This window comes from Mucilaginibacter gossypii, from assembly GCF_017569325.2.
Lineage (GTDB): Bacteria > Bacteroidota > Bacteroidia > Sphingobacteriales > Sphingobacteriaceae > Mucilaginibacter > Mucilaginibacter gossypii.
The window spans coordinates 5,095,893-5,121,564 of sequence record NZ_CP071878.2 but is presented as its reverse complement, the minus strand read 5'-3'; the positions used below and the strand labels follow the sequence as shown (position 1 = coordinate 5,121,564).

25 protein-coding genes are annotated in these 25,672 nt (G+C 42.1%); 9 read left to right on the top strand and 16 right to left on the bottom strand.

Annotated elements, in window-relative coordinates; translation table 11 throughout:
* Positions 1-40: 40 nt before the first annotated feature.
* The 5 genes from J3L18_RS21420 to J3L18_RS21400 form a co-directional block, all read right to left on the bottom strand.
* Entirely contained in the window at positions 41-1,282 is a 1,242-nt protein-coding gene (locus J3L18_RS21420; RefSeq protein ID WP_112571247.1) for an MFS transporter, read from the bottom strand.
* Positions 1,275-2,447, bottom strand: a complete 1,173-nt coding sequence (locus tag J3L18_RS21415; protein WP_112571249.1) for an efflux RND transporter periplasmic adaptor subunit — start codon at positions 2,445-2,447, stop codon at positions 1,275-1,277. Before J3L18_RS21415 ends, J3L18_RS21420 begins: the two co-directional genes overlap by 8 nt.
* Positions 2,431-6,795, bottom strand: coding sequence for a CusA/CzcA family heavy metal efflux RND transporter (locus J3L18_RS21410; protein ID WP_112571251.1), 4,365 nt, complete (start codon positions 6,793-6,795; stop codon positions 2,431-2,433). Before J3L18_RS21410 ends, J3L18_RS21415 begins: the two co-directional genes overlap by 17 nt.
* A 72-nt stretch (positions 6,796-6,867) precedes the next feature.
* Positions 6,868-7,293 carry a hypothetical protein gene (locus J3L18_RS21405; RefSeq protein WP_146750034.1) on the bottom strand — a complete coding sequence of 142 codons (426 nt, stop codon included), beginning with the start codon at positions 7,291-7,293 and terminating at the stop codon, positions 6,868-6,870.
* An 8-nt stretch (positions 7,294-7,301) separates the two neighbouring features.
* On the bottom strand, positions 7,302-8,624 hold the full coding sequence (locus J3L18_RS21400) for a cation diffusion facilitator family transporter (RefSeq protein WP_146749898.1): 1,323 nt from the start codon (positions 8,622-8,624) through the stop codon (positions 7,302-7,304).
* A 79-nt stretch (positions 8,625-8,703) separates the two neighbouring features.
* On the opposite strand from J3L18_RS21400, the gene J3L18_RS21395 reads away from it, so the two are divergent.
* The 3 genes from J3L18_RS21395 to J3L18_RS21385 all read left to right on the top strand — a co-directional run bounded on the left by J3L18_RS21395 (position 8,704) and on the right by J3L18_RS21385 (position 11,128).
* The gene (locus J3L18_RS21395) at positions 8,704-9,558 is read left to right on the top strand and encodes an AraC family transcriptional regulator (RefSeq protein WP_112571255.1); all 855 of its coding nucleotides are present in this window, start codon (positions 8,704-8,706) and stop codon (positions 9,556-9,558) included.
* Between the two features lie 269 nt (positions 9,559-9,827).
* Entirely contained in the window at positions 9,828-10,247 is a 420-nt protein-coding gene (locus J3L18_RS21390; protein ID WP_223818073.1) for an HYC_CC_PP family protein, read from the top strand.
* Between the two features lie 245 nt (positions 10,248-10,492).
* Entirely contained in the window at positions 10,493-11,128 is a 636-nt protein-coding gene (locus tag J3L18_RS21385; RefSeq protein WP_112571259.1) for a hypothetical protein, read from the top strand.
* 254 nt (positions 11,129-11,382) lie between these two features.
* Here J3L18_RS21385 and J3L18_RS21380 read toward each other — a convergent pair whose 3' ends face one another.
* The 10 genes from J3L18_RS21380 to J3L18_RS21335 all read right to left on the bottom strand — a co-directional run bounded on the left by J3L18_RS21380 (position 11,383) and on the right by J3L18_RS21335 (position 19,538).
* On the bottom strand, positions 11,383-12,039 hold the full coding sequence (locus tag J3L18_RS21380) for a metallophosphoesterase family protein (protein WP_112571261.1): 657 nt from the start codon (positions 12,037-12,039) through the stop codon (positions 11,383-11,385).
* 1 nt (position 12,040) lies between these two features.
* On the bottom strand, positions 12,041-12,799 hold the full coding sequence (locus tag J3L18_RS21375; protein ID WP_112571263.1) for a metallophosphoesterase family protein: 759 nt from the start codon (positions 12,797-12,799) through the stop codon (positions 12,041-12,043).
* On the bottom strand, positions 12,799-13,884 hold the full coding sequence (gene arsB / locus J3L18_RS21370; RefSeq protein ID WP_112571265.1) for an ACR3 family arsenite efflux transporter: 1,086 nt from the start codon (positions 13,882-13,884) through the stop codon (positions 12,799-12,801). The genes J3L18_RS21375 and arsB overlap by 1 nt, the downstream gene beginning before the upstream one ends.
* 43 nt (positions 13,885-13,927) lie before the next feature.
* Positions 13,928-14,554 (bottom strand): hypothetical protein, encoded by a 627-nt coding sequence (locus J3L18_RS21365; RefSeq protein ID WP_112571267.1) that lies wholly within the window; start codon positions 14,552-14,554, stop codon positions 13,928-13,930.
* Positions 14,555-14,618: 64 nt separating this feature from the next.
* Complete coding sequence (locus J3L18_RS21360) at positions 14,619-15,041, bottom strand: arsenate reductase ArsC (RefSeq protein ID WP_112571269.1); 423 nt, start codon at positions 15,039-15,041, stop codon at positions 14,619-14,621.
* Positions 15,038-15,463, bottom strand: a complete 426-nt coding sequence (gene arsN2, locus J3L18_RS21355; RefSeq protein ID WP_112571271.1) for an arsenic resistance N-acetyltransferase ArsN2 — start codon at positions 15,461-15,463, stop codon at positions 15,038-15,040. Before arsN2 ends, J3L18_RS21360 begins: the two co-directional genes overlap by 4 nt.
* Positions 15,464-15,473: 10 nt before the next feature.
* Positions 15,474-16,046, bottom strand: a complete 573-nt coding sequence (locus J3L18_RS21350) for a DUF6428 family protein (protein ID WP_112571273.1) — start codon at positions 16,044-16,046, stop codon at positions 15,474-15,476.
* 54 nt (positions 16,047-16,100) lie between these two features.
* Positions 16,101-16,430 carry an ArsR/SmtB family transcription factor gene (locus J3L18_RS21345; protein ID WP_112571275.1) on the bottom strand — a complete coding sequence of 110 codons (330 nt, stop codon included), beginning with the start codon at positions 16,428-16,430 and terminating at the stop codon, positions 16,101-16,103.
* A 181-nt stretch (positions 16,431-16,611) separates the two neighbouring features.
* The gene (locus tag J3L18_RS21340) at positions 16,612-17,871 is read right to left on the bottom strand and encodes a hypothetical protein (protein WP_112571277.1); all 1,260 of its coding nucleotides are present in this window, start codon (positions 17,869-17,871) and stop codon (positions 16,612-16,614) included.
* Positions 17,871-19,538, bottom strand: coding sequence for a 2Fe-2S iron-sulfur cluster-binding protein (locus J3L18_RS21335; protein WP_112571279.1), 1,668 nt, complete (start codon positions 19,536-19,538; stop codon positions 17,871-17,873). The genes J3L18_RS21340 and J3L18_RS21335 overlap by 1 nt, the downstream gene beginning before the upstream one ends.
* A gap of 1,292 nt (positions 19,539-20,830) precedes the next feature.
* On the opposite strand from J3L18_RS21335, the gene J3L18_RS21330 reads away from it, so the two are divergent.
* The 3 genes from J3L18_RS21330 (at position 20,831) to J3L18_RS21320 (ending at position 23,044) form a co-directional block, all read left to right on the top strand.
* Positions 20,831-22,069 (top strand): site-specific integrase, encoded by a 1,239-nt coding sequence (locus tag J3L18_RS21330; RefSeq protein ID WP_129567790.1) that lies wholly within the window; start codon positions 20,831-20,833, stop codon positions 22,067-22,069.
* A 161-nt stretch (positions 22,070-22,230) separates the two neighbouring features.
* On the top strand, positions 22,231-22,386 hold the full coding sequence (locus tag J3L18_RS21325; RefSeq protein WP_208102402.1) for a hypothetical protein: 156 nt from the start codon (positions 22,231-22,233) through the stop codon (positions 22,384-22,386).
* Positions 22,387-22,390: 4 nt separating this feature from the next.
* A complete protein-coding gene (locus J3L18_RS21320; RefSeq protein WP_129567788.1) occupies positions 22,391-23,044 on the top strand; it encodes a zeta toxin family protein in 654 nt (217 codons plus the stop codon).
* 38 nt (positions 23,045-23,082) lie between these two features.
* Here J3L18_RS21320 and J3L18_RS21315 read toward each other — a convergent pair whose 3' ends face one another.
* Positions 23,083-23,799: a hypothetical protein gene (locus J3L18_RS21315; RefSeq protein WP_129567787.1), complete on the bottom strand. Its 717-nt coding sequence runs from the start codon at positions 23,797-23,799 to the stop codon at positions 23,083-23,085.
* A gap of 239 nt (positions 23,800-24,038) precedes the next feature.
* Here J3L18_RS21315 and J3L18_RS21310 point away from each other — a divergent pair, with 239 nt between their 5' ends.
* The 3 genes from J3L18_RS21310 to J3L18_RS21300 all read left to right on the top strand — a co-directional run bounded on the left by J3L18_RS21310 (position 24,039) and on the right by J3L18_RS21300 (position 25,672).
* Positions 24,039-24,305, top strand: a complete 267-nt coding sequence (locus J3L18_RS21310) for a helix-turn-helix domain-containing protein (protein WP_129567786.1) — start codon at positions 24,039-24,041, stop codon at positions 24,303-24,305.
* Positions 24,302-24,655 carry a hypothetical protein gene (locus tag J3L18_RS21305; RefSeq protein ID WP_129567785.1) on the top strand — a complete coding sequence of 118 codons (354 nt, stop codon included), beginning with the start codon at positions 24,302-24,304 and terminating at the stop codon, positions 24,653-24,655. Before J3L18_RS21310 ends, J3L18_RS21305 begins: the two co-directional genes overlap by 4 nt.
* A 462-nt stretch (positions 24,656-25,117) precedes the next feature.
* Positions 25,118-25,672, top strand: coding sequence for a BfmA/BtgA family mobilization protein (locus J3L18_RS21300; RefSeq protein ID WP_129567784.1), 555 nt, complete (start codon positions 25,118-25,120; stop codon positions 25,670-25,672).

The window sequence follows — 25,672 nt, the reverse complement described above, 5'->3', positions numbered from 1 at the left end:
GAAATAATGCTCTTAATAGTTTAATCACATCGTTTTTTCATTAGCCATCTTTCTTATGGCGCTTCATAAAAAACAGGGCTATCGCTAAAAATGCTATAGAAATAAGACCGCCATATAAAAAATCCTTTCCTGCAAAATGGCTGCCGGTGTAGCCTGCTATAGGGTACGCAATAGCCCACCACAAATGGGAAAACGCAAAATGTGAACCGTAAACTTTACCCTGCTCATTTTCTGCGGTATTTTCACCGATCAGTGTTTCTGATGGCATTTCCGCCAAACTTTGCCCCAAACCTGCAAAGACCCATAAAACCATCATGATAGGAAAGCTAACGAAATTCGTAATGGAGATCGTTATCGCTAAGATTAAGGCCCCTAAGATCAGGGATATGCGCCTTGTCTTTGTTTTGTCCAGGCTTCCTGCTACAAATGCCGCGATGCTGGCACCAATGCCAAATGCGGCCATCACCCAACCGTAATGCTTATCATCTAAATGCAAGCCGCTTTTGATGTGACCGACCGAGTTAACCAGTATTTGAGCACCGGCAAGTGCAGAAACAAACTCAATGATCAGCGCAAAGCGTATAATAGGATTGCCGAATAGCAGTTTTATCCCTTTAATTACATCCTGCCAGGCAGTAAACGTCTTCTGGGTGTTATCTACTTTCTTTTGCAGCTTACCTGCAGGCAGCATCAGGATCAATACGCCAGCTATAATAAATGAACCCGCATCGATAAAAAAAATCTCCCTTGCGCCGAACCAAATTGCCAGGATGCCCGCTAGGCCGGGCCCTAATACACCTAATATTTGGAAAGTTGCCGTAGATAAACCTACAGCCTGCCGATAATGTTCCTTGTCTACCACCTGCGGAATCACCGCGCGGTAAGTTGGTGTAAAGAAGGCATTGAACACGTTTAACGCAAATACTAAGGTATAGATCTGCCATTCGGCTTGTACGAATGGCAGGCTGGCTACGATACCCATACGAATAAAGTGGGTCGTGACCAATATAGTCTTTCGGCTTACCCGATCAGCCAGAACACCGACGAACGGAGAGAAAATAATAAATGCGGTTACCCGCAATGTCAAAGCGCTGGCCAAAATGATCGCCGATTTTTCTTTTCCAAACTGGTAAGACAACAACGCTAATCCTACCCAGGTCACCGCATCACCCAATAAACTGACCGACTGGGCGAAGTACAAGCCTGCGAATACTTTATTCTTTAGTGCCACGAAAGTGTCGGCAAAAGCCGAGAGCCAGTTACGGCTTTTGCTGTTATTCATCTTCCCCGGTATTCTTCATTTTCATTAATAAACTGTAAGCTCCTTTGATTACAAAGGTCTGGTTGCGCAATTCTGAACTATTCGCCAGTAATTCTACATAGCCATCTTTAGCTATCCCCGGTTTTATTTCTACGATCTCATAAGCGTTCTTTCCCTTTACCTTAAAAGCGTAACTTTTGTTTTCATAGTTTACAATGGCATCTTCCGGTAGGGTCAACGGACGATTGGCATTAATTTCAATTTCGGCATTCATGAACGTGCCCGGCAAGAGGTCTTTATCATATTGCTTAAAATGGCAATGCACCACCGTTTTACGCTGATCGGTCAAGTCTTTGCCAATCAGTACAATTTTACAGCGGTATTTTTTTTCCGGGTTGCTGTTGGTATAAGCCATCACGGTTTGCCCCTGGTGCAATAAGGTTACATCTTTTTCAAACACATCCAAAGCTAAATGGATGTCCCTTGGGTCAACGATCTCGAACAAAACATCGCTCGGATTAACATATTTACCAATGTTAACGTTCACTTTGCTCACAAAGCCATCAATAGGTGAATGGATAGCTGCGCTTCTCGTAATAGTGCCATCTGTTACTTTAGCCGGGTTCATACCGATTAAACGCAGCTTCTCCGCCAACGAACTGACCATGATCTTCTGGCTTTCATAATCCGCCTGTGCCTGCTGAAAGATCTTATCGCTATTGGCTTTGCTGACGTTCAGATCACGCTGGCGCTCAAAGTCCTTTTGCGCAAAATTCAGTTTGGCTTTGGCGGTTAAAAAATCCTGCTGTAGTTGGATAAATTGCTGGTCTTCCATCATTGCAATAGTTTCGCCACGGCTTACGTGCATACCCGGCAACAGCTTACTTGATTTTAAGTAGCCACCCATTGGGAAACTGATACTTACCATATTTTGTGGTGGCACATCAATGGCACCGGTAACTTTTAATGAGGTCGCTACCGGGCGATTACCTGCGTGGCCGGTATCTATGCCGGCGGTTTTGATCTGCGCGTCGGTGAGCGTAACAGTGGTCATGTTTTCGGTCTTTGGCTTCTCCATGGTTTTGGTTGCCGTTTTGTCGACCGTTTTGCCACCGCAGGAAAACAGCGCTAATGCTGCTATGAGCGCCGTAGTCTTATAAAGGTATGTTTTAGTTGCTGGTTTCATTGGTTCTGTTTTGAAGAGCGTTAATTTGAATAATGGCCTGGTTAAGATTATTGACCGCATCAGTGTATTCACTGCGTAATGCTGTTGCCTGGTTAATGAGCAAGGTATATTCAAGATAATTGACCTGCCCGGCCGTAAATTGCAGGTTGGCCGTTTTTAAGATCAGGGTGGCATTGGGCAAACCTGTCTTTTCATAATAAGCGGTCAACTTTTGGTATTTGACGACTTCCGCCGCCGCCTGTTTATAGCGGTTTTGCAAAGCCTGTAATCCCGAAAGGTAATCTATCTGTGCCTGTTGTTCTTTAATACGGGACGCACTGATTTTATTCTTTTGCGCACCGAAGAACAAAGGCACCGAAACACCTAACTGAACGGATGAAAAGCGATTGCTACCATCATAAGTCCGGTTTATCCCGTTTACGGTTTGTATACCGTTAAAGCTTTGGTTATAGTAACCCATGTTTAGATCCGGCAAGAGTTTTGAACGCTCTAAAGCAGTTTGTGCCTTGCTGACCTGTTGCTGCTGGCCTAACAACAATACCTGCGGATGGTTGCTAAATGCTGTATCTGTTGCCAAAGGTAAGGGCAGTTTCAGTTCCCTGGCTTCCGGCTGGTAATCCGAGGCTGTATTGAGCAGTACACGGAAACGGTCATCAGCAATTAGCAAATCGGCGTTTACCATTTCTGTTTGGCGGGCGATCTGTCCCCGTTGCGTTTCAGCCGTTGTTTTCTCCAGGATATTACTTTCCCCTTTATCAAAGCGTAGGTTGGCGTTTTTAACAAATAGCGCATAGGTACTGTCTGCACTTAATAACAAACTCAATTTCTGTTTCAGGTAGAGAATGTTATAAAAGCTTTCGGTAACTTGCCGTTCCAGTTCTTTTTTTCTGACATTTACATTCAGTTCCCCGGCCTGGTATTCCGCATGGAGCAAAGCTTTTTGCCGGGTGTAAACCGTAGGGAAATTAACAGACTGCACTACCGATAGGCGGTTGTCATTATAAGCGCTATTAATCTGGCCGTATTCGCCAGTAATATTGGTTTTGGGAATCGTAACGCCCGTACCGGTAATTCTTTTCAAATAATCAGCATTCAGCCGTTCGCTTTTCAGGTTCAGGTTATTTTTAAAGGCGGTATCTATCGCCGCCTTCAGGCTGATCGGTGTTTGTGCTTTCGTGCTTCCGGCGAACAACCCTAAAGAAGTGAGTAAGACGATCACCGCAGATTTAACAGGTATTTTCATGGATTTTCCTTTTTCAAACAGGATATACAAAATAGGCAGCACGAATAAGGTCAGGAACGTCGCGGTTATTAAACCGCCGATCACTACCGTAGCTAAAGGACGTTGTACTTCGGCACCTGCGCCATTACTTAATGCCATTGGAAGAAAACCTAAAGAGGCCACCGCGGCGGTCATCAAAACCGGCCTTAAGCGTAATTTTGTACCTTCAAATACAATGTTTCGTAAATTATCCCAGCCATCTTTTCTAAGCCGGTTAAATTCAGATATCAGCACCAATCCGTTTAATACAGCTACGCCAAAAAGGGCAATAAAACCCACGCCGGCACTGATACTGAACGGCATTCCTCTTATTACCAATGCGATCACCCCGCCAATTGCCGATAAAGGCACGGCGGAGAAGATGAGCAGCCCTTGTCTCATCGAACCGAACGCGAAATATAGCATCAGGAAAATGAGCAATAAGGACACCGGTACGGCGATCATCAAACGCTGTTTGGCTGCGTTCAGGTTCTCGAAAGCACCGCCATAGGTGGTATAATAGCCCGGCGGCAGCTTGATCTGGTTGTTTACCTTCTGTTGCAATTCTTCCACAATACTTTGCACATCCCGTCCCAAAACATTAAAGCCGACAATTATCCGCCGTTGCGCGTCTTCGCGCTGAATTTGGTTCGGGCCTTCTTCGATCTTTACATCGGCGACCTGTTGTAAAGGCACCTGGCTGCCTGTGGGTGTAGGGATCAGCATATCCTGCACATCGCTTAACTGCTTACGTTGTTCACCCGCCAGCCTTACGACCAGGTCGAATCGTTTTTCGCCTTCGTAAACGGTGCCGCTGCTTTGTCCTGCAAATGCGGTATTAACCACCCTGTTAATGTCTTCTACATTCAGCCCGTATTCGGCAATAGCGGCACGTTTGTAACGGATAACGATCTGGGGCATACCGGTAACCGCTTCCACATAAATATCCCGTGCGCCTTTAATACCCCCGGCTATAGTGCCCAACTTCTTAGCAAAGATGGCCAGTGTATCGAGGTTCTCACCAAAGATCTTACAGACCACATCCTGGCGAGCACCGGTCATCAATTCATTGAAACGCATTTGTACCGGGTATTGGAAACCAAAAGTAACACCAGGTACTGCTTCCAGTTCCTTCGACATTTTTTCGGTGAGTTCATCAAAACTTTTGGCATTTGTCCATTTGCTCTTATCCTTCAGGATCACCATCATATCGCTGGCTTCAATGGGCATCGGGTCAGTTGGTATCTCCGAACTGCCCGTTTTACCGACCACCTGTTCCACTTCGGGGAATTTGGATAGCAGTATTTTAGAACCTTGTTTAATTGCCTGCACCGAAGTTTGTAGTCCGCTGCCGGTCAATACCCTGGTTTCTACCGCAAAATCTCCTTCTTCAAGTTTAGGTATAAATTCACCGCCTAATCGGGTCAGTACAAATACTGATACGATGAAGGCAATAGCGGCAATGCCAATGGTCATTTTAGGGTGTTTGACAACCCTTACTAACGCGTAATGATAATGCCGCTGGAAAAAATTCATCATCTGATCTGACCAGTTCATCGTATTCTTTTGCTTACGGCTTAAAGATAAACTGCTTATTACTGGTACATAGGTCAGGGAAAGGATAAAGGCCCCGATTAAAGCAAAAGCAACTGTCTGTGCCATCGGCTTGAACATCTTGCCTTCAATACCCTGCAAGGTGAAAATTGGTATATAAACGATCAGGATAATAAGTTCTCCAAATATGGCCGCGTTGCGCATCCTTGCCGAAACGCTGATCACGTCGTTATCCATTTCTTCATGACTGACCGCGGCCCGCTTTTTCAGGTGAATTTCGTGCATGATGGCTTCCACGATAATGACCGTACCATCGACGATCAGGCCAAAATCAAGTGCGCCCAAACTCATCAGGTTACCCGATACGCCAAAGAGGTTCATCAAAATAACCGCGATTAGCATGGCCAGCGGGATAACTGAGGCTACGATAAGAGCCGCCCTGAAATTGCCCAGAAAGATGATCAGTACGATTAGTACAATGGCAATACCCTCTAACAAATTATGTTCTACCGTACCAATGGCATTATCTACCATCTTCGTACGGTCAAGAAAAGCGTCGATCACGACACCCTGCGGTAAAGTCTTTTGGATCTGCACTACCTTATCCTTAATGTTTTTGATCACTTCGTTGCTATTCGCACCTTTCAGCATCATAACGACGGCACCGGACACTTCCTGCTGGCCGTTCCAGGTCATTGCACCATAACGTGTCGCATGATCTAAACCTACTTCACCAATATCACGGATTAACAGCGGTGTGCCGTTGGGCAGGTTTTTCACCACAATGTTCCCTATATCTTCCAATGAACTGACTAAACCCTCACTACGGATAAATAGCACTGTAGGTCCGCGTTCAATATAAGCACCACCCGTATTGTTGTTGTTCTTTTGCAGAGCCGTGAACACTTCGCCGATGGAAATATTATTTGCTTTCAGGCGTGCCGGATCAACTGAGATCTGATATTGTTTAAGGTAGCCGCCAAAACTGCTCACATCAGCAACGCCGGGTAGGCCCAACAACTGTTTACGGACGATCCAGTCCTGAATAGTGCGCAAGGCCATCGCATCATATTTCTTTTCGTATCCGGCTTTGGCGCGGACGGAGTATTGGTAAATCTCACCCAAACCAGTGGTTACGGGTGCCATTTCCGGTTTGCCATATGCTGTTGGGATTTGGCTGGCAATATCGTTAAGCCGCTCGGAGACTTGCTGCCTTGCCCAATAGATCTCCGCTTTTTCATCAAACACAATGGTCACCACCGAAAGGCCGAAGCGGGAAAAGCTGCGGATTTTTTTTACATCAGGAATATTACGGCAGGATTGTTCAATCGGAAAGGAGATGAAGCGTTCCACATCAGGTGCGCCCAATGCGGGGGCACGGGTGATGATCTGTACCTGGTTATCGGTAATGTCAGGTACGGCATCTATCGGCAAGCGTTTCACTTCGTAGATACCAAAACATATCAGGCCGAATATAAAAAGGCCAACGATGAGTTTATTCCGTACGGAAAACTCAATAATTTTATTTAACATTTAGAAAAAGATTACTGTTAATGGTCGGAAAAAAATACAAGGCATAGCCTTTCGCTGTAAAAACAGCGTATGTTAACAGTCTGCAGGAGGGCCGCGAAGTATAGTTTCGTTAGTCACCCAACCCGGAGGGTAAGGCTCATCGGGGCTGACAACCGGCTGGATATACAGGGTCAGCGGAAATCCTCCAAAAACCAAATCCGGCTTAAAGATCAATACCGGCACGAGGGCTTGTAGACCGTCTAAATGATAAGTTTGGGAAGAAAATATATGGTCTACTTTCGCATGTTCAAGGACATCGTTATCATGATGTTCGATGTGATCATGATGATCCTCGTTATGATGATGTGCACAAATATTATGATACAGCAGCAGGACAAGTCCTGTCATTAAGAAAAATCTGCTGATCCAAAGCCTCATACCACAAATATAGTATATATCGCACCGTTTGGCTAAAGGCGGCAAAATATGGTTCGTTGCGTAAAAGAAATATTTGTTCATAACACAGGCTATTTAAGGACTTTGGCGTAATCGATCAATTTGCCGCCGGAATTTTTGATTAGCTGTACAGCCCAGCTGGTAATAACGATAGCGCCGATCAATCCGCTTGCCGCGTCAAGCCAATATAAATTGTAATACCAGCCAAACCCCAAAGTCACAATAGCCGTTAGGCTGGTTAATCCGTCCGCCAGTACATGAATATAGGCGGCCCTGATATTATCGTCATGATGCCCGTTTCCCTGATGCAACATTCTAGCGCTAATTGCATTTACGATCAAACCGATCACGGCGACAATGATAGCTTCACTGAATTTTACCGGCACCGGGTGTATCAACCTGTCAATTGATTCGATAGCCATAATAATGGCGATGATCTGTAAAACGATGGCGCTTGTGAACCCTGAAAGTGACAGCACCTTGTCTTGCTGGAAACTATGCCTTCCCGACTGCCCGTACCTGCGGCTAAAAAGGTATGCGAGCCAGGTAAGCCCAATGGCGAATACGTGGGTAGACATGTGCCAGCCTTCGGCTGTCAGTGCCATAGAATTGGCATAGTATCCGACTCCGATCTCCAGTAACATGGTAGCTACCGTTAAGTAAACAACCCATCGGCTGGTATTTTCATAGTCTATGGTATGCTCATGTACATCCATTGTTTCTTTGACTGATTTTGTATGGGCCACTGTTTCGTTCCTTGCCAGCAATTCCTGCAAATCGTCCCGGTTATCACTAATCCATTCGGTACTAACCTCCAAAGGATTTCTTTTCGATACTCCAGTTATGGTTTTAGCAGGATATCCGATATAAAAAAAACCAAGCAATTTATCTTTGCGTTGTAAGTCAAAGTACGGTTTGGCTTCTTCGAAATAAGTGATACCTGCACTTGTCCAATACGAACCTAAACCATAGGCGGTCACAGAAAGGAACATGTTTTGCACAGCGCAAGCAACGGCTTCTATTTCTTCATTCTCGGGAAGTTTTCCGGTATCGTCCCGTCGCATACCGATGGATATCACATGAGAAGACATCAAAGGATATTCCCGCATTTTACGATGCCTGTCCTCGTTGAAAGATTCTCCGGCAAACTGATTATAAAGGCTGGCCTGCAGATCGCCGAAATATTTCAAACCCTCACCTGAAAACACTTTAAAGCGCCAGGGTTCGGTCTGTTTATGGTTAGGCGCGCGAATAGCATTCTCTAATATCTGCCTGACGATCTCTTCGGGCACCTGTTTGCCTTTAATGTACTGATAAGGATAAATACTTCTCCTGTGCTTAATGATCTCATTAAGCTGTCTTGTATCGTAAGGTGTTTGTATTGATTCTTCCATGTAATTTACAGGTACAAAATTATCTTTAAGACAAATGCCTACATAGGTAAAAAACCGGCTTTTTTCGGTACTTTTGTTGATGCCACTATTTCAGGATATAGAAATAATATCAAAAGAGATACATTCATCAGTCTCTCCGATACATCGTCACCACTACTTTGAGTTATTGTATATCATGGAGGGTAACGGGGTGCATACCATCAATGATAATCATTATCAATACCAGAAAGGAAACCTGTATCTGCTAACGCCGGAGGATACGCATACCTTCAAAATAGAGACAAGGACATACTGTTGTATCATAGACTTCACCAAAGAACTGTTTTCCAAAAGAAAGCGCAAGGAGATGGATCGGGCGGAAATTGGTGAGTTCTTTATCAATATGGAATATGTTTTTCATAATCACCAGAACACGAAAGGCCATATCGAAATGGCGAGCGAGGAAGCGGAGCTAACCGAAAAATTGGTATTCCAGCTTACTGCTGAAAAAGAACACGACCGAATTTATAGTGGCATCATTATTCAGAATATCGTTTTTCTACTACTTAACCTGATCGCAAGGCGGATACAGGAAAATATTGCGGGCGAACTAAAAAACAGAGGTTTAAAGAATGTTGTTCATGAGGTTACAACGTATGTTCAGCAACATATTTATGATAAGGATCGGCTTAAAATAGAAATGCTGGCCAAAGCATTTCATAAAACACCTGATCATTTGAACCGCAATTTTAAACAGCAAACCGGATACACATTAAAAGCTTACATCAATCAATACAGATTAAATCTTATAGAATCGCGTCTGCGTTACAGCAGTTTAACGGTTTCTGAAATTGCTGACGAAATGGGCTTTACAGATGAGAGCCATTTGAATAAGATGTTTAGGAATAACCATGGTCAAACCGCCTCTGCTTACCGAAAAGCCCATTTAAGCTAAACAGAATTTCAGCTTCGGTCGTCAAATAAACAGTTCATTTTAACATTTGATAATACAAGCGGAGACACATGAAATTGCGGAAGCTGCAACGCTATTATGCGGAAATTCAGGTGCTTTGTCCATATCACATTTAGTTTCGTTCCCGGGAGTTTGCTAAATGGAATGAAATTTCTTAATTTCTAACAACAGGGCATAGCTTTTAAAAACGAAAAGTGCGACGAATCAAATTCTGAATTTGTTTTTTTATACCTTTAGCCTGGAAGTACTTCATGAGAAAGATCTGTGCTTTAATAATGACATCATTTTACCTGTTGCTTTCAACAGGCGCTTATGCATGTCTGCTCCATTGCGCGACGGATTATTTTTATGTTCAATTAGCAAAGAATGGTGAAGCGTTTGTTTCGGGCAACGATCATACTCATGATGAAAAGGAAAGTGATGAGGACTGCAAAAAGGGCGATTGTAATTGCTGCTATCACCATGGCACCTATGTAGTCAAAGAAAATGCAAAAGCCCATGCTCATTTTACCTTTCGACCTGCAGATGTGGCCACTGCAATTCTGCAAGCTGATACCGCTCTGTATATCCCATTACATATTACGAGTAGGATCAGCTGGCCAAGGCCCACAGGGCCGCCTTTTCTGCACAGCCAACCGATCTATATTTCCAACAAAGCTCTTTTGATCTGATCCAAGCTAATGCCGGGCTCCCGGCCAGGATACCTATTATCTCATTTTTTAGCTTGAATTATTATCATGACCTTACATTTAATTTTAATTGCGGCTCATTTCCGGTTGGAAAATTGGCCCTATATACCTGCGTTTTTAAAACAAGTTGGGAAAAATATAACTGATGCAACTGTATATTATCCTCGTTTATATTCTTTAATTAACGGCAGTAGCCCATGGTCGAACCTTAACTACTGCCTGGGAGTATGAATCAGCACATTGTTTATAAAATTCAAAAGAAATCAGGCGGGCTTGCCGCGATCAAAATTGTACCCGTAACCATACCCGGTTTCAATAACCGGACCAGTATCACCGGCGTTTTTCAATTGTTTTACTTCCTTTCCAATGGCAACCCAAGAACGGCAGAATTAGATATGGATACTTACATGGGTTTTGCAGGCGCTATTACCTTCTTTAACGAAAACTTTTTCGAGTGGCGGTACGATGGACAAATCCTTGAGGAATTGGAAGTTGCGCAATTGGTAAAGATCATTCAGGATCATGTGGAAGAGTGGTTCGACCAAGCAGATAACCAACCGGTTTTAAAGGAAGAAGATCTGCATGACCCGGAAAGTGCCTTTTACATGAGCGATGCGCAGCTTGCTGCGATCATGGAACATCCCTTATATGATATCTCGCCTTACTTCCTGTTCGGCCCTGATGATAACGTGATCGGGATCGTACAGAATGGGCCAGGATTTGACATTCATATCAACGGAGCCATCGTTGCTCACTTGGAAGTTTTCGAGGAAGATGATTATAAGATTGTAAACGGGGAGATCATCCAGGATGGTCTAACTGGAGAGATCGTTAGAAGAATAAAAGCGGTAAGGGATCTATAGAAAAGCTTTACTTTGCCAAAAACACTGCGATCTATTAAACTTTGCTAATTTAGGGTATCCGTAAAAGCGGATGCCCTAAATTTTATCGATACTCTTGAGTGAACATTCACAATCTGTTATTACCGAATATATGAACGATCAGAAGTAGGTTTATAACACATGGTTCAATGGTGCTTACTTGTTGAACAGAAAAGCGATATTCAAAAATGGAAATGATGTGTAAAATAAAGAGGTGAGATTACCTAAAAAGTGTATTAATTGGCTTTACGTAATCTGTCAGCCAGATCATCTGCTAATGGACTACCTTCAATGGCCTTTACCGCTTTTTCTATGTTATAGCAGAATCGGACAAATTCTACCTGGATGTCATTTTCAAGAGTCAGCAACACATAACAGCCGCGGGGATCTCCATCTTTAGGTTTGCCAACAGACCCAATATTAATCACATGCTTTTCACCAATGATGCGGTGGTAGGGCTTGTGGGAATGGCCGACACATAAAATGTCAGCTTTGGCTTCGATCATCATATCCAGCACATAGGCTTCGTCTGTATCCTCCAGGACATATTCATTGATACTGCGGGTGCTGCCGTGCGCCAGTACAATATTCAATTGGTCATTGTTGAGCTGATATTCCAGTTTGATATGCGACGGTAAAGTATTAAGATATTGCCGATTATTTGCCGATACCAGTTCATAAGCATAGCCTTTACTTTTTTGGTCATGGTTACCCGCCAATGTAGCGATACCGCGCCTACGTATTTCGGCGATGATTTCATTAGGCCAGATGTTATAGCCGATCATATCGCCTAAACAATAAACCGCATCTACTTTTCGGCTGTCCAGATCAGCCAGAAATGTTTCAAACGCCGGTAAGTTGGCGTGTATATCAGAAAAAAGTGCGATCCTCATCTTAGCCGTTCCTTAACATATCTGCATACTCATTGGGTAGCGGGCTATCTTCAACCGCTTTGGCGGCTTTTTCAATATCATAGTCAAAGCGCATAAATTCCACCTGTATGCTATCCTTATCCATTTTTGAGCTACTTTCATTGATGTTTAATAATACATAACCGCCGCGCGGGTCTTTATCTTTCGGTTTGCCTACCGAACCGATATTAATGGCCTGATAATACTGGTCGTTCGCCTCCAGTATCCGATGGTAAGGTTGGTGTGTATGGCCAAAACACACGACATCCGCATCGGCCTGCTCCATAATGCGTAGCATACTTTTTTCATCCCTGTCCTCAAACAGGTATTCATTCACTTTGCGGGGGCTGCCATGCACAAAAAGCACATTCAATTTATCATTGTTCAACTGGAACTCTAAACGGATATGGGCTGGCAGTGTGCGCAAATAAGCCCGCTGCTCATCTTTCACCACCTCGTTGGTATAAGCGATAGATATTTTGCCTAAAGCTTTTTCCTCGTCTGTTTTATAAGCACAGCCGCAATCATCGCTGTGTCGTCCGATACCGAAGTCATAATTGCCGGTGATGCAGGGTATATTGCGTTTACGGATCTCATCAATAACCTCATTCGGCCAGATGTTATAGCCTACCAGGTCACCGAGGCAATAAATGGCATCAGGCTTTTGTAATTCAACATCAGCAAAAAAAGCTTCCAGCGCCGGTAAATTGGCATGTATATCTGAAAAAAGGGCGATCTTCATTATTGAACAGGCGTTAAAGTTTTAGCGGTATAATATTTCTTTCGGAAGTAAAAAGCGAGGTTTACCAAAGCGATCAGGGCAGGTACTTCCACCAAAGGGCCGATCACACCGGCAAAGGCTTCGCCGGAATTGATGCCGAACACCCCAATGGCAACAGCAATGGCCAGTTCAAAGTTGTTACCCGTAGCTGTAAAAGCTATCGATGTTGAACGGGAATAGTCTGCACCAAACGACTTGCCGATAAAAAAGCTCAGCACGAACATGATGGTAAAGTAGATCACCAATGGTATTGCGATACGGAGTACATCAAACGGTATCTGAACGATCAGGTTGCCTTTCAGGCTGAACATCACCACGATAGTAAACAATAAAGCGATGAGTGTTATCGGTGAGATAAAAGGCACATATTTCGTTTGGAACCATTCTTCGCCTTTTAGTTTGATTAAAGAGTAACGGCTGATCACACCGGCGGCAAAAGGGATACCCAAATAAATACCGACACTTTTAGCGATCTCACCAATGGTGATGTTCACCGCTAAACCCTTCAGTCCGAACAGTGGCGGCAACACAGTTATAAATACATAGGCATAAACACTATATAGTAATACCTGAAAGATGCTGTTCAATGCGATCAGTCCTGCGGCATATTCCCGGTTGCCCTCAGCCAATTCATTCCATACCACGACCATGGCGATACATCGGGCAAGGCCAATTAAGATCAATCCAACCATATAAGCCGGATGGTCGCGTAATAAAGTGATTGCCAAAATAAACATCAGTATTGGCCCGATGATCCAGTTAAGGATGAGCGAGGCGCTCAATACTTTGGTATCCCTGAATACCTCGCCCATGTTTTCGTATTTTACTTTTGCCAATGGCGGGTACATCATCAGGATCAAACCAATCGCCAAAGGGATATTGGTCGTTCCGCTGGAAAACGAGTTGATAAAGCCAGATGATGAGGGAATAAAGTAACCTACGCCAACACCAATGGCCATAGCCAGGAATATCCAAAGCGTTAAATAACGGTCAAGGAAACTGAGTTTTTTGCGTTCGGCAACCGGGGTACAGTTGTTTGCTGACATAATTTATTGCGTATATCGTGTTTTAATATGAATAGAGTGTAAACTACTTCCAGTTTTCTTTGAATTTAGAAGCGGCAAAAAGCATTTCCGCTGTGATCAGTTTGGCCTGTACCTCGTACTGCTCATCGGTCGCACCTGCTGAAATGGGCGAATATTTCAATTTAACGGCGAACTTATCAGGGCTGGCCAGCAGCGATGCCGCGCTTTCCTGTGCCAGTATATGAATTGCCTGCGGATTTGAGGGCGAACTTTCTAAGGTAACCGAACCACCCTGGTCGTTATACTTGGCTTCATCGCCGCTTACTTTAAAGCCGAGTTTTGCGAGTGTCGGTGCAACTTTAGGAGACGCGGCTGCGCCAACAACAAAGATTTTCACATCATTTATACCGTAAGAAGCCAGCGCAGCTTTTAGCACGGCCTTGGCAATAGGTGCGCTAAAGCCATCATTGCCCACAAACTCGACGATCACCGGCAATTTTTTGCCTTTGGTAACAATACCCAATTGCTGGATGCCACCGAGTTCATCCTGACGGTCATTTGTAATAGGGGTATTTTTTTTGAGCAATTTGAAAGTCTGTGCCAGCTCAGCATAAATAGGGTCACCGGCAGGTGCGAAAGCCGAACTTACAACCAGTAAGCCTGCTAAGAAAAATAGGGATAAGTTTTTCATGATTTTAAGTTTTATGGTTTAATTGGTTTATTGCTATTTAACGATATATAAGAGTAAAAAAGGGTTAGTTAACGTGTTCGGCTACAAAGTTGGCTGCGTAAATTTTAATCATATCTCTAACCCGGCGAAACTCGGCCATTACTTCTTCGGGTGTGCCGGTAGCTTTGGCCGGGTCGGGAAAGTTCTCGTGAAAGCGTTCGACCTTACCGGGAAAGAACGGGCAGGCTTCATTCGCGTTATCACAAACGGTGATCACCTGGTCAAATGGGATGGCGATATACTCATCCACATAATTAGAAGTGTGCTTCGAGATATCAATATGATCTTCGGCCATCACCTGAATCGCCTTTGGATTGACACCGTGGGTTTCAATACCCGCGCTGTAAACATTGGCCTTGTCACCTGCAAAATAATGTAGGTAACCCTCGGCTAACTGGCTGCGACAGCTATTGCCGGTGCAGAGTACTAATATATTTTTCTTACTCATAATTCTTTTTTCATAACAATGGCCGATACCGGGCAAACATGGCTGAACTCGGATGATTGCTGAACCTCGACTGGTACTTCTTCGCGCGTTATTTTGCTATACTTCTTTCGCTCGAAGTAAGCTGGTGCGGTTTCTGTGAGCAGATATAAAGCTGTAAGGCTATTCTTTTTACTTATGCTGTTCAGCCGTGCTAATAGTTTACCTGCTATCCCGGCACCTCTGTGTTCAGGATGCACAGCTAAAGACCTCAGTAATCCGTTATTTCCATAAACTTCTACACCGGCTACACCAACCACTATACCGTCCTGGATGGCAACAATAAAGTTATCCAGCTTTTCGGGTAGGTCGGCTACCGGCAGCTTTTCAGCCGCCAGCAATTCGATCATTTTTTCTTTATAGGGTTGGGCCTTGTCGATGATCATTTTATAATATTTAGCAGCCGCCCCCTCCCGGTGTGCAGCAAGCTTCCGCTGGTGCAGCAAGGTTGACTAATTGTACTTTAGGTTTTTCCACTACCGCAGGTGTGCAGCACTCTTCACCTTTTTCAGTCGTACCGCAACTACCGCCACGACCGATAGCTTTACATTGTACCGCATCAGGGCGCAGGTCAACAGTCAACGCGTTGCCGTCGATTATCATTTCATTTGGGAACATCTGGCGGGTATCAAACGCTGAATTACCAAACTCGATCTTTACCGTGCCGTTAGGATTAAGCGGCAACATTTTTTCTACGATATCAACAATAGACAAAGCCTTACCTACTTTCATGGAGCGTTCCTGTTGTTCAGCATTCTCTGGTACCCATAACTGCACAATGATCTCCGTCCAAGCGTTCATCACACCACCACAATCTACTGAAGTGATCGGCGCTTGTTTGATCTCGGTAATATGATAGGCTGCATCTACCAGTTTGCCCTCTGCATATTGGAATTGCAGGTCAAGGTCGGGATGCTGTGATAAGGTGTCTTTGAAGGTTTTCCAGCTGATCGCTTCTACTTTATTCATGGCTTTATGGTTATTATATTATTGCAATATTGCGATGGATTTAATCAAATTTTTTTAACAGCAGGTCGCTTTCAGATCATAAGCCGCAAAGAAACCACTCATCTGTTCACGCAGTTCATTCCAAACCGGCGGGTTGATGCAGTAGCATACGCTAACGCCTTCAATCGTTCCCTGTATCAGTCCGGCATTTTTCAGTTCTTTTAAATGCTGCGAAATGGTTGGCTGCGCCAAGCCCAGCTCATCTACCAGGTCGCCGCAAATACAGGTATTAGATTTAATGATCTCCTGTAAGATAGCGATACGGGCAGGATGCGCGATAGCTTTAAGCATCACTGCTAACCTGTTCTGTTTTTCGGTGAATATTTCTGTTTTAGTTAAGCCCATACTTTATATTGCAATATTACGATTAATAATTCAATTATCAAATTAATTTTTACTTCAGTTTCATAAATCCGTAAGTAATTTATTAAATAATTTATATATGCTTTGAGTGGCGAAAAAGCTTCATTCAAAGGAAAAGCAGTAAGTGAGGCGCGATAGTATCCAAATAACGTTTGGTATAAATTTAAAATCTTAAATATCTTGCAACGTTCACCCGGAATTCAAAACGAAACTCATCAAAATTTCGCTGGCCCGGACTAATTATTTGTGAAGAACCGTTTAAAAAGTGTTTGGCGTATTCGACATGGAAGTTTACCAATTTATGTGTAAAAGGCAAGTTATAATTGAATCCTAACCTGATTGCCTGTTCTGTAGCGGTCTGGACCCTATTTGACAAATTAACAAGGTCATACATGGCAAAGGGAACCAGATCGCCTGTACTTTCTTTATCAAAGAGCTGAAATTGCAGCATCGCATAGCCGCCTGCAAGATTTAAACCCTGATCTGAATAACGGGAATAAATCGTTTCATATTCAAACGTATATAAATGCTCGCCAAGGCTATTGGTATAATCCAAATTGTTTTCAAAACTGAATTTATTCCCGGTAGCGGGTGTGCTCCCAAGCGAAACCTGGTTTATTGCGGACGCAAAAACAAAACTTCTGTTGGTAATATCAGCTGTCCGGTCAATGGCAATACCCACGTTTAATCTTTCGGGGCATTTACCCGTTGGGGTGATTAAGGTTTTTGTTACCTTAACGGCTATATCTTTCCAAAACTGGTACCGTGGCGTATCCGTGTTCATTGAACCCCGGTTATCCTGCATGGCAAATTGCAGAAGCATAGTAGGATTAATTTGCTTTTGTATTTGCAAGCCCCACTGCACGCCGAAATTATTTACGGAGCCATGTTCTTCTAAGATCAGACTTCTATTAATGGTGGGAAGATTGCCTGACGAGAGGTTATCTTCACGAGAAAGGATGTGCGTGTTTTCACCAAAAAGTATTCTGAATTTATTGGGGTCGTCCGCATTTTGAAAAGAAATAAATAAATTTTCCCAATCCTTAAAACGTTTGGTCGCCTGGAAGAACTTATTGTCGGTAAAGTCCACCTCATAAAATAATACCGTTCTATACTTCTCGCCATTGATCCGAAAGTTATAAGCCGGAAGTTTAAACTCCATACCCTGTCTTACCCGCCTGAATGCGGGATAATCACCAGGTGAAAACAAACTTTCAGCATAAGCCCAGGTTGTTAAAGTAAAATCCCCCTGTTTATACTGCAAACCGGAATCCTTATCGTATTGAAAAGGATGTGGCCGGGTTGCGCTATCAGTAAAAGTAACTTTTTTAGTAGTATCTGCCGTTTGCGCATGAAGCAGCAGACTAAAAAATAGCAAGGGGACCGAAAGCACAACTGCTATCCAATATTTGAACCTTCCCATTATTTTAGGTTGTCATAATCAATCCTGATCTTTGCAGACAGTGGAAAGGCCTGGCAAGTCAAAATTTGATCGTTTTTAATATCTGTATCGCTTAGAGATGTGTGCTTTTTCATCATAACCATCCCTTCAACGAGCTTTGCCTTACAGCTTGAACAAATACCCTCTCTACAGGAATATGGCGCGTTGATCCCGTTCGCTAATAATACATCTAATAGGATTTGATCTTTTTTACAACTGGTTTTATGGTTGCTTCCATCTAACTGCGCGTTTAAACTGGCTCCGACGGTATCAATATCTTCTAAGCCGGTACCTGCCTTTAACAGATCTTCGGCATTACTGATGGATATGAATTTTTCCAAATGAATTTTAGAGGGCTGTATTTTATGGTAAGCTAATTCCTGTTCAACTAATTCCATAAATGGCGAAGGCCCGCACACATAATAGACGGTATTCGCAACCGGCATGATTTTCCATTTATGCATAAATTGAACTATTTTATCCTGGTCAAGCCTACCCGTTAGTGCACTCCATCCCACAGAGGCGGCACTTAAAACATGGGTGATAGTCAATCTTTCCTGATAAGACGCTTCTAACAGTTCAAGTTCTCTTTGGAATATAATAGAATCTAAATCCCGGTTTGCATAAATCAGGGATATGTGGGAATCGGGCTGTTGATGTAACAGAGATTTGATAATGCTGTATATGGGCGTAATACCGCTTCCGCCAGCAAAAAATACAAAATGGGTTGGGGCGATTAAAGAATATTCTTTAAAAAAATTACCTGATGGCGGAAGCACAAGAAGTTCATCGCCAGGCGTAATAGTATCGTTTAAAAAATTAGAAACGATGCCATCTTTAACCCGTTTGATCGTAAAGTAAAGGCCGTCATCGGTGAAAGGAGAACTTGAAAGCGAATAAGCTCTTTTATACTCGTCACCGTTCACTGTTAATTCTAACTGTATAAATTGACCTGGGATATAGTTGAATACATTTTTTAGGTTCTCAGGTATCTCCAAAACAAATGTTTTTGCATCGGTTGTTTCGCTAATTACTTTTGAAATGCGCAGCTTATAAAATTTTGATGTTTGTCTTTTTTTGATCACGTAACGAACCCTGAAATAGACTGCCGCCAATAAAATTAAAAAGCAGGCCTCACTGGCCAATTTTTCCGCATCCAAATAATCAACCGGCCTATTCTTTAATTCCGGGTCCATCACGATACCGTGTATAATAAAAAGCAACCCGGTTGCATAAGATATTAAATGGATGTTTTTCCAGGCGCGAAAACCAAGCCGGTTTTTGATAGCTTTTTGCGTAGTCAAAATAACCAGAACAATAGCAAACATGGAGATAGTGCCTAACGCCACATATAACCTTTGTGTTGGCGCATGAATAGGAAAAACAATATTAACAAACGAAAATTTTGTTGCCGGGTCAAAGAGCAATAAAACCGGGTGCAGTAATACAATGGATAATGCGATGTAGGCTGTCCAATTATGCCAGTTATAAATACTGATGCTTTTTAAGGCCTTTGGTAGTTTTTGATAAAGAGTTGCCCGTTGATAAGAAGTACTGATCAATATACCGAACAGGTAATTGACGGTAAATATGATTGTAGCTGCAATACCCGCGTCAGCAGATAATTGCAGAAATATTGAATCTGACATAGAGGATGATTTTAAGATTTCCAGAAGATACCTGCCGTATGAACGGCAAGCGCATATTATAGCAGGAAATCAAAAATCAGATACGGAAAACGGAGTATTGCAGAAACAACCTTTCGGGTGGTAGAAACCGGGAAAGATTAAAGATTTTTTTAGGATTAGTTTCTGTGCAGTAGTGTAATGAAATGATGCTAAATGCAAATAACAAAGGTAGGAGAGCTAAATGAACAAGGACTTGAACATCATTTGGCTTTTCTATTGCAATTTTAAATTGTTGTTCCTGTTTAAAATTGGCTTTGCTTTCTTCATGGTCAAATTCTAATACAGATGACAGGTAAATAATACCAGCCAGGAGTAGAAAGAAGCTAAACACTCTGTTTTTCACAACACAAATATAACTTATCGAAGTCAAATTTAGATCTAACAAAATTTATTAGCCTTAAAGGTGTTAAAATCTGTAGGCCAATATTGCGTAGCAGGTATGTCAGCTCCTCAATTCAGCTAATTTGGTTTTATTTCAAAGCGCCTTGTTGACATAGGCGTTTCAATATATGGGACGGTGGGTTTAAAAGGTTGTTAATTTATTATATAACGGCCAAGACACACAATTAACTGTTAGCCAGGACATTGTTAATGGAAGTCTTTATCGCCGTAACTTTCCATACTCCCTATCGCTTAATAACCCATTTTTATATGTTTTATAATTGCAAAACTGCTATTTATTTGCGAACCACTACGAAAACCGTAGCTGTTCGCAAATAAACGATAACCTATTGCAAATTCAATCTTAATACTAAGTTTGCATAACACTACACTATCCGTAGTAAAATGCAAATCAAAAATTCGACAACATCAAGCCCTTCTTATAATTATTTAGAAGGCTATTAAACCTTTCGTTTATATCCTAATATTTACTATATTTAACCAACGATTTAGAATCATTTATCCATTGCGTGATTCGTAAAGTAGTTGATTTTTTGAAAATATAATTATTTGAAATATAGGCAGTTATGAACGATGTTCATGACCCGTCCATTCCGCTAAAAAGGTAACATTACCAAGCAAAACCCTTCAAATGATATCATTTGAAGGGTTTTTTGTTTTACGGCCAAACCAAATTATTCAAGTTTTCGCAAGGAAAATGACAATAATTCGGGAGTTAATTCCCGATCCGCAAAACAACTCCCGAATTAACTGATATATATCTGTATATCAACCTGTTCAATGATTGCGCATCTTGATTTCAAGTGACTTAATTAACAATTTTGTTCACTTAAAAAGCAAGTTAAAACAACATGAGAACTATGCTCACCGTGCTTTTTTGCCTGAGAAAGCCAAAGAATTATGAATCAGGTTCAGCCCCTATTTATTTGCGCATCACAGTAGATGGCAAACGTACCGAAGTTTCCATTGGCAGGAAATGTGATCCTGACCGCTGGGATATTGATACCGGCCGAGCGACCGGTAATAAAGAAGATGCCCGCTCCCTTAACGCTTTCATGAGCAGTATTGAACATCAGCTTTACGAGATCCATAGGCAGATGACTGCTGCCGATGAAACGGTAACCGTAGAAACTATAAAGAACCGCTATACCGGTAAGTTGGAACGCGCAAGAACGCTTGTGGCCATTTTTGAAGATCATAATGAAAAGATGAAAGCTTTGGTTGGGCAGGAGTTTGAAAAAAGCACCTGGCAGCGTTATGAAACCGCTCTGATGCACACCAAAGATTTTATGCAATGGCAATACAATACCAGTGACATACCGGTTAGTAAGATCAATTTTGCATTTCTAAACGACTTTGAATATTATCTCCGGACTGTCCGTAAATGCGCCAATAATTCTGCCATAAAATATATCAAGAACCTCGGTAAGATCGTGCGGATCTGTATGGGTAATGGCTGGCTGACAATCGATCCATATCTGAATTATAAGCCACGTACCCAAAAGGTTTACCGGCAGGTACTCGACACCGAAGAGCTTGACCGGCTGACAAAAAAGAAAATCCCGAACGCACGTTTACGTACGGTAAGGGATATTTTTGTTTTCAGTTGTTACACGGGACTGGCTTATGTTGATGCACGAAAGCTTAAGCGTTCCGAACTGGTAAAAGGAATCGACAACAAGACCTGGATATACACTCAGCGCCAAAAAACAGATACACTTTCCCGTATCCCTGTATTACCTGTGGCAGCAGGTATTATTCGTGCCTACGATAAGCATCCGCAATGTATCGCTGAAAACCTGTTATTGCCTGTTATGAGTAATCAAAAAATGAACGCTTACTTAAAGGAACTTGCAGGTATTTGTGATATTGAAAAGGAACTCACTTTTCATATTGCACGCCACACATTTGCCACTACTGTTACATTAAATAATGGCGTGCCCATTGAAACGGTATCTAAGATGATGGGGCATACCAGCATCAAGACCACGCAGATATATGCTAAAGTTTTAGATCATAAGATCAGTGAAGACATGTCGCAATTAGAGGCAAAACTGGTACCAAAGAAGCGTGTAGCCAAGACCGCCTAAATATCAACATTCATAATTCTTAATATTTCAATCTTTATATTTGTATGAGAGCATTTCATCAAACCATGAGCAACGCAACCACCATCGACCTACGTTTAAAATCAGTCTTTGATCTAACAGACGAAGAATTGCAAGAACGTCTTAGGCCAACGTATGAGGCCATGAAAAAGGAAAAATTTGCTAAAGGCGGTTACATTACCTATTACGATCCCTCAGTTTGCCCAACTACGTCCCATGCAGTACACGAATACGCCGACCGCAAGGACTTGATGTGGATGGACGATAAATATCAGGAACACTTCATAAAAACCCTTTGATCTTATGTCAAATAACCCGCAACTATTATTTGTCGCGGGGCCAAATGGAGCGGGAAAATCGACTTTCTCTAAAGACTTGTCGAAACCCGGTGCCATTATTTTTGATGTTGACAAAGTTGTTGCACAGATAGAGGCCCAATCACCCCGTATGCCTAAACGAAGCATATATGAGGAAGCGACTAAAGATTTTTTTAAACAGGTGAACGCCGCAGTTAAAGATAGACTGCACTTTACTTTAGAAACTAATTTTAGAGATGAATCATTGATGGATGTTGTCGCTCATTTTAAAGCGCATGGTTATGCTACCCACCTGATTTATTTGACATTAGAGAGTATCGAGCAATCTGTTTTCCGTGTGAATGAAAGAGTTAAGGACGGTGGACATTTTGTAGATATTAAAAACATTCAACAGAACTACGATTTAGGGTTGGAGTATATCGAACGTTTTGCCGATCACTTTGACAATGTAGAGGTCGCTGATGCTTCCAAAAGTAATCAGCATTTACGTTCCTTGCTTAGCATACAAAATCGGAGCCTTGTTTATCAAAGTAGTAATATACCTGAAAAGTTTGTCAATCGGATAAATGCTATAGTCGAGAAATTCATACCACCTTCGCCTACACAAGAATTACGACCTTATAGAGGCCCCAGTCGTTAAAATAAATCCTTTTAGCCGCTTCAAATGAAGCGGCTTTTTTATTCCCCATCGGATACGGACAAATATTTTCCTGCCCAGGTATCTACAGCTTTTACAACATCATTAGCCTTCGCAAACGGGTAAGTGTTCTCCACGTAAATTTGAAATTTCTCTTTAATGGAGCTGTCCTGCCAATCCATAACAGAAAAAATGATTGGGTCGCCTTTTTGCGGGCCATCTTTAAAACCATATAGCGGCAAATATGGGGGCGCATAATAAAAGGAATTTTCTATCAACTTATTATAAAAATCGGCTTTAAACATGCGTTTAAAATCATGAAGCAAGTCATACGGGTTCACTGTAGATATTGCATTATGAATAGCATCCCGCATGGACGGGTTTCCCTCGTCCCAAAAGAAATTAAACAGGTATTCAAAAAAACCACCTTCCAGCATATCACACAAATCAGTGCTCATCCCATCATATAATTCTTTGAAAGTATCGAGTGAAAAGTTAATACCAAGTTTGTCGATACAATAATCAATAACCACTTCTTCCCTGCTCTTTACAAATTCTAAAGACGGCCCCCTCGAACCAATACCTGGGACAACGATTAAGTACTTACGCTTTGAGAGTAACTGGAAATAATAGCTTTTAAAAAAAATGCTTTTTCGCTCGTAGGTGATCTGTATATACAGGGGAAATGTAGGCGTACCATGAAAATCTACTTGTTTAAGCCTGTCATTCAAATATGTTTTATACGCAATCTTCCCCATTATTAAATATCTGCCAAATGATGATTTTCAAATGTAATTTATATGTCCCCGTAAATTAAACTTCATTAAGAAGTGATACAAAATTAGGAAATGTTTTGATATTATTTTATTTTATCAAAACATTTCTTAATTTTGTTTTTCCTCATTTTAGGGGTTTTACTATTCCCACGCAAGTTAGGATTTGTCGTTGGGAGCATGGATAAATAATTTTTACTGTTTGCAATTTAAACAAATCAAATATGACGGCAATTGAAGTGATCACGAAAGATGATTTGAACGATTTTAAAAAAGACCTGCTCCAGGAGATCAGGCAAATGATACGGCCTGAAGAAGGCCAGGGGAAAAAGTGGCTTAAAAGTATAGAGGTACGAAAGCTTTTGAACATATCACCAGGCACCTTACAAAACCTGCGTATCAATGGTACATTAAGGTTTACTAAAATAGGCGGAATACTTTATTACAAGCTGGAAGACATTCACAAATTATTAGAAGGGGGAACAAAATGAAAGCATTGTCATACTCCCCGGATTTAAAGGGCTATTCAAAATTATTCAGATCGTTGGGTAAGGATGAGCGGTTGTTTCCAACACACGTCAGCCTTTTCTCAGGGCTTTTCATTTTTTGGCAGCGCTCAGGCTATCAACGTCCATTTAAAATAAGCAGAAGCGGCTTGATGGCGACGTCAAGAATTGCATCTACCGCCACTTATCAAAAGTGCATTAAAGAGTTACGGGACTTTGGCTATATCATTTACCAACCATCCTATCACCCAACAAAAGCAAGTACGGTTGACTGGCCGGAAAACTGGAAAGTAAATGACACTGCAAGCCATGTTGGTAACAGTATAACCCTATAACTGGATATAAAGTTATCCAGTTATTTTATATCGGGATAACCGCATAAACATATATCAGTGTACCAATATAGCGGTGTATCAATTTATTACTCAATTGTCTCAAGAATGATATTATCCACCAGTCCAGTCCCACGCCCCCAAATATTTCTCTTGGCCATTAACAGCGGTTTTCGCGCGAAGTGCGACAACCGCTTCAAACATCAACAGTACAAATATGGATGGCGACCTGGCTTGTCCCGTAAGGGAGCAAGCGGAAGTTGGGCAGAGCCCTACTTTGCTTGCTTTTTGCGCTGCAAAAAGGGTTTTAAGTATCCTCCGGGGATACTTACCTGCGCCTACGGCTGTAAAATGGGCGTTTTCAGGATACTTCAGGGTATTCCATATAACTGGCTATCTATATAACTATGTATCTGGATATAAAGTTATATACCAGCAGAGTTTTAACAAATAAAATTGTGATGTATGCAAGATATTAACACACGGTCGGTAAGGTATCCCGAAGCGGTTGATCAAAAGTTTGAGAAGATCGCCTTGAAACTAGGAAGGACAAAACGACAAATATTTATTCAGATGGTAGATTATTTCTACAAAAGCAAGAAAGACCCTATGGACCTGAATGATGAAATGCTGAAGAACGCACTTGTAAAGAACCATAAGGATTTGATAGGATTTATTAAAACCCAGGAAAATGATCTGCTGATACCAACGAGTAGAGAAGTAGACCGCATGGTAAAAGCTTTTAGGAATGTGATAAATTTTTTTAACGAAACGTTGTCGCCAGGTTTAAATGCAGTACTGGCCGGGCAGCAAACAGAATCAGACAGGTTTAAACTAATTGCTGATGTTATAAAGCGTTTAGAACTTCAGCAAATGGGTAAGGAACAGTTGAAAAAGCAATTCGCGCTCATACTTGACGGCTATGCCAAAGCCAGGGAAAATATCAGTGGTTTCAATACCAGTCGGGAAAAGGAAGAACTGTTAGCAAATACAAAAGCACAAATAGAAATATTAAGATAA

What these genes read in the sequence shown, in the direction of transcription:
- J3L18_RS21345 (WP_112571275.1), bottom strand. Translation starts at nt 16,430, where the DNA reads ATGGGCTTAACTAAAACAGAAATATTCACCGAAAAACAGAACAGGTTA.
- J3L18_RS21330 (WP_129567790.1), top strand. Translation starts at nt 20,831, where the DNA reads ATGAGAACTATGCTCACCGTGCTTTTTTGCCTGAGAAAGCCAAAGAAT.
- J3L18_RS21325 (WP_208102402.1), top strand. Translation starts at nt 22,231, where the DNA reads ATGAAAAAGGAAAAATTTGCTAAAGGCGGTTACATTACCTATTACGAT.
- J3L18_RS21395 (WP_112571255.1), top strand. Translation starts at nt 8,704, where the DNA reads ATGCCACTATTTCAGGATATAGAAATAATATCAAAAGAGATACATTCA.
- J3L18_RS21410 (WP_112571251.1), bottom strand. Translation starts at nt 6,795, where the DNA reads ATGTTAAATAAAATTATTGAGTTTTCCGTACGGAATAAACTCATCGTT.
- J3L18_RS21405 (WP_146750034.1), bottom strand. Translation starts at nt 7,293, where the DNA reads ATGAACAAATATTTCTTTTACGCAACGAACCATATTTTGCCGCCTTTA.
- J3L18_RS21340 (WP_112571277.1), bottom strand. Translation starts at nt 17,871, where the DNA reads ATGGGAAGGTTCAAATATTGGATAGCAGTTGTGCTTTCGGTCCCCTTG.
- J3L18_RS21365 (WP_112571267.1), bottom strand. Translation starts at nt 14,554, where the DNA reads ATGAAAAACTTATCCCTATTTTTCTTAGCAGGCTTACTGGTTGTAAGT.
- J3L18_RS21305 (WP_129567785.1), top strand. Translation starts at nt 24,302, where the DNA reads ATGAAAGCATTGTCATACTCCCCGGATTTAAAGGGCTATTCAAAATTA.
- J3L18_RS21300 (WP_129567784.1), top strand. Translation starts at nt 25,118, where the DNA reads ATGCAAGATATTAACACACGGTCGGTAAGGTATCCCGAAGCGGTTGAT.
- J3L18_RS21360 (WP_112571269.1), bottom strand. Translation starts at nt 15,041, where the DNA reads ATGAGTAAGAAAAATATATTAGTACTCTGCACCGGCAATAGCTGTCGC.
- J3L18_RS21390 (WP_223818073.1), top strand. Translation starts at nt 9,828, where the DNA reads ATGAGAAAGATCTGTGCTTTAATAATGACATCATTTTACCTGTTGCTT.
- arsN2 (WP_112571271.1), bottom strand. Translation starts at nt 15,463, where the DNA reads ATGATCATCGACAAGGCCCAACCCTATAAAGAAAAAATGATCGAATTG.
- J3L18_RS21375 (WP_112571263.1), bottom strand. Translation starts at nt 12,799, where the DNA reads ATGAAGATCGCCCTTTTTTCAGATATACATGCCAATTTACCGGCGCTG.
- J3L18_RS21415 (WP_112571249.1), bottom strand. Translation starts at nt 2,447, where the DNA reads ATGAAACCAGCAACTAAAACATACCTTTATAAGACTACGGCGCTCATA.
- arsB (WP_112571265.1), bottom strand. Translation starts at nt 13,884, where the DNA reads ATGTCAGCAAACAACTGTACCCCGGTTGCCGAACGCAAAAAACTCAGT.
- J3L18_RS21420 (WP_112571247.1), bottom strand. Translation starts at nt 1,282, where the DNA reads ATGAATAACAGCAAAAGCCGTAACTGGCTCTCGGCTTTTGCCGACACT.
- J3L18_RS21335 (WP_112571279.1), bottom strand. Translation starts at nt 19,538, where the DNA reads ATGTCAGATTCAATATTTCTGCAATTATCTGCTGACGCGGGTATTGCA.
- J3L18_RS21385 (WP_112571259.1), top strand. Translation starts at nt 10,493, where the DNA reads ATGAATCAGCACATTGTTTATAAAATTCAAAAGAAATCAGGCGGGCTT.
- J3L18_RS21310 (WP_129567786.1), top strand. Translation starts at nt 24,039, where the DNA reads ATGACGGCAATTGAAGTGATCACGAAAGATGATTTGAACGATTTTAAA.
- J3L18_RS21400 (WP_146749898.1), bottom strand. Translation starts at nt 8,624, where the DNA reads ATGGAAGAATCAATACAAACACCTTACGATACAAGACAGCTTAATGAG.
- J3L18_RS21315 (WP_129567787.1), bottom strand. Translation starts at nt 23,799, where the DNA reads ATGGGGAAGATTGCGTATAAAACATATTTGAATGACAGGCTTAAACAA.
- J3L18_RS21350 (WP_112571273.1), bottom strand. Translation starts at nt 16,046, where the DNA reads ATGAATAAAGTAGAAGCGATCAGCTGGAAAACCTTCAAAGACACCTTA.
- J3L18_RS21380 (WP_112571261.1), bottom strand. Translation starts at nt 12,039, where the DNA reads ATGAGGATCGCACTTTTTTCTGATATACACGCCAACTTACCGGCGTTT.
- J3L18_RS21320 (WP_129567788.1), top strand. Translation starts at nt 22,391, where the DNA reads ATGTCAAATAACCCGCAACTATTATTTGTCGCGGGGCCAAATGGAGCG.